The following is a 3153-nucleotide window of genomic DNA, read 5'->3' as shown; positions in this document are numbered from 1 at the left end:
GTTTGAGGGAATGGAGAAAGTCCTGCCGTATACAGCGACAAAAGATGATACAGCACAGACAGGTCAGCGCATCTGGGAAGAGTTACAGAGCGGCAAATGGGGTGAAATTGCCCCGTTTACCGTCACGCCTGAACTTATCGCAGCGGCAAAGGCTGCCAAAAAGCGGGAAATTGAGGCATGGCGCACAGAACAGGAAGCGCAGCCGTTCACGTTCGAATGGAACAGACGTACCTGGAACGCTGGCCCCGACTCACTGGCTCGCCTTTATCCGGTAGTAATGTCAGCGAAATTCGATACGGCACGAACCGCCCTTGCGTGGGGTGATGCCGATAATCAACAAGTGAAACTGTCAACGCCGGAACTGGAAGAACTGGCGACAGCAATGGCGCAGGCACAGGTCGATCGCAATGACGAGATTTATCGTCGTCAGCGGGAGATGAAAGAGGAACTGAATAATCTAGATGATTTGAAGTCGATTAGGAATTTTATGCTGGAATAATAGAAGCCGCGGCACGTCGTATGCAAGAACGTACCGCGGCTGGCTGGATAACTTTCGATAGTGCGAGTATTGAATGATTTCCAGCCGGTACAGATTCTATTGGAAAGTATTCAGTGGGGCCAGTTGCAGTTTACGGATTGGGTGTTTTAGGATTTTTTGTGGTGGCAAAAATGGGGCAAAAAGTCGCAAAAGGGGCAAAAATGGGGCAAAGAAAGAGTAGATTATAGTGGCTTGTTGTAGTTGCTGATTAAACTTAACACATTGAAAAACAAATAAAATACTTATGTTTTAGATAGTTGTGATTTTTGCCCTTACTTGTTCAGATTGTATTGTTCTTTCTTACTAATTTCTTGATTTTGCGACATTTAAAAGCGACTCAATTCGTTATATGGCATCAGAAGAGTATGCGTCATGCCGGAACGCCCAGCATAAGAAATCTGATATAAAAACTGTGGCGTGTATGGTACGGATTAGAGGGGAAAATGTCAGCACATTTGCGAAATGAATCAAAAAGCCCGCAGCAATGTGCGGGCGTTAGTGTCAGCGCACAACCAGCACGGAGCACTCTGCGTGACGCACGACAGCTGCGGCGTTAGAACCGAGCAGATAAGTGGTGATATCCGGTCGATGGGAAGCAATGATGATCATATGAGCGGGGATCTTCTTCGCCAATTCCAGAATGCGGTCTTTGGGCGAGCCTTCCTCAACATGAACATGCACTCTGTCGGTTGGCAGTTTAAATTTTTTAATGATCTCTTCCAGTTGCGATTTGGCTTCCGCTTTCAGGTCATCCATTGCCGGTAATTCTGCGGAATACGCTAAACCCAGAGAGGCATAGTAGGGCAGTGAAGGTATTACCGTCAGGAAATGAACCTCTGCATCATCAATCTTTGCCTCTGCCTCAACGTGGCTAATCACGCGTTGAGTTAATTCTGAATCGGAAATATCGATAGGGACAAGAATCGTTCTGTTCATAAAACCTCCTGTTTTAGTATCCGCATAAAGTGTAACGCCAGATGACACTTTTTGTGTAATGACGGAGTTCACATTTTTAATTTAGATCAAAGGAGGAAGAATAAGCAGAAAAAGCCCGCCATAACAGCGGGCAGGAGGATTTAGAACTGATAAACCAGACCTAAAGCGACAATATCATCGGTAGAGATGCCGTTGGCAGCGTAGAAGCTGTCATCTTCATCCAACAGGTTGATTTTATAGTCAACGTAGGTGGACATATTTTTGTTGAAATAGTAAGTCGCGCCAACATCGGCGTATTTAACCAGATCTTTGTCATCAACACCTGCCGGGTTGTCTGCACCACCGGCAGCGTGCAGGTCACGGCCTTTAGACATCAGGAAAGAGACTGCCGGACGCAGACCAAAATCAAACTGGTACTGTGCAGTGACTTCAAAGTTCTGGGTTTTGTTTGCAACAGCATAATCGCTGTCGCCAAACGGGGTCATATTACGCGTTTCTGAATACATGGTTGCCAGGTAAATATTGTTAGCATCGTATTTTAGCCCAGCAGTCCACGCGTCTGCTTTATCACCACCCGCCGCAGTATGGTCAACCTGTTCATTCGTTCGGTCAGAAGAGGTGTATGCCGCACCAGCACTAAAGCCCATGCCTAAATCATATGTTGTGGAAAGACCCCAACCGTCACCGTTTTCATGGCGAATATCACGTCCGTTGTTGGTGCCTTCCTGACCATTACTGGCACCTTCGTTGTTACCCTGATACTGCACCGCGAAGTTCAGACCATTAACCAGACCGAAGAAATCAGTGTTACGATAAGTCGCGACGCCATTGGCGCGGCCGGTCATAAAGTTGTCGGCATTAGTATAAGAATCACCACCAAATTCCGGCAGCATATCGGTCCAGCCTTCGATGTCGTACATTACACCATAATTACGCCCGTAATCGAAAGAACCATAATCTGCAAATTTCAATCCGGCAAATGCCAGACGGGTCCATGACTGGTTTTTTGAAGATTCAGTGTTGTTTGCCTGAATATTGTATTCCCATTGACCGTAGCCAGTAAGTTGATCGTTAATTTGAGTTTCGCCTTTAAAACCCAGACGCGCATAGCTCTGGTCGCCATCTTTCGCTGAATTATCAGAAAAATAATGCAGGCCATCAACTTTGCCATACAGATCTAATTTGTTGCCGTCTTTATTATAAACTTCGGCTGCATGTGCAGCACCTGCGGCGAGCAGGGCAGGAATTAAAAGTGCCAGTACTTTGCTTTTCATTGAATAAATCCTTTAGTTATTTTATTTGCCTTTTATCCCCATTTTGGGGAGTGAAAACATCCTAAAGGAGAAGTTCAGTTAGACGATAAATATCATTTGTTACGCCTTAAGTAAAACCTTAATCAAATAATTCCTCTGAAATGATAATAAGTCTGGTGAATGTATCGAAGATAATACATACAAAATAAAAATTATACTTTTAATTTGCTATACGTTATTCTGCGCGGGTTATATGCCTTTATTGTCACAGATTTTATTTTCTGTTGGGCCATTGCATTGCCACTGATTTTCCAACATATAAGAAGACAAGCCCGAACAGTCGTTCGGGCTTTTTTTGTGCACAGAAAACCCCCAGCTAGGCTGGGGGTTCCGGAAAGCTTTCAGCTTTGAGCCAGTTATTAAAAC

Annotated in this window: 3 protein-coding genes; 1 reads left to right on the top strand and 2 read right to left on the bottom strand. The window is 44.9% G+C overall.

Annotated elements, in window-relative coordinates:
• The coding region (locus FQ015_RS01520; RefSeq protein WP_160523622.1) for a DUF4376 domain-containing protein at positions 1-499 on the top strand (499 nt) is incomplete at its 5' end.
• A 540-nt stretch (positions 500-1039) separates the two neighbouring features.
• Here the strand turns inward: FQ015_RS01520 and uspF are convergent.
• Both uspF and ompN read right to left on the bottom strand, forming a co-directional pair.
• Positions 1040-1474 (bottom strand): universal stress protein UspF, encoded by a 435-nt coding sequence (uspF, locus tag FQ015_RS01515; protein WP_001295593.1) that lies wholly within the window; start codon positions 1472-1474, stop codon positions 1040-1042.
• 140 nt (positions 1475-1614) lie between these two features.
• Positions 1615-2748: a porin OmpN gene (gene ompN, locus FQ015_RS01510; protein ID WP_039020838.1), complete on the bottom strand. Its 1134-nt coding sequence runs from the start codon at positions 2746-2748 to the stop codon at positions 1615-1617.
• Positions 2749-3153: the final 405 nt, after the last annotated feature.

The organism is Escherichia sp. HH26CH, assembly GCF_009820205.1.
Classification (GTDB): Bacteria; Pseudomonadota; Gammaproteobacteria; order Enterobacterales; family Enterobacteriaceae; genus Escherichia; species Escherichia coli_F.
This window is presented reverse-complemented; position numbering and strand designations above follow the sequence as displayed.

Bases quoted from the DNA above. Each gene is read 5' to 3' on its own strand.
- uspF (WP_001295593.1), bottom strand. From the start codon at position 1,474: ATGAACAGAACGATTCTTGTCCCTATCGATATTTCCGATTCAGAATTA.
- ompN (WP_039020838.1), bottom strand. From the start codon at position 2,748: ATGAAAAGCAAAGTACTGGCACTTTTAATTCCTGCCCTGCTCGCCGCA.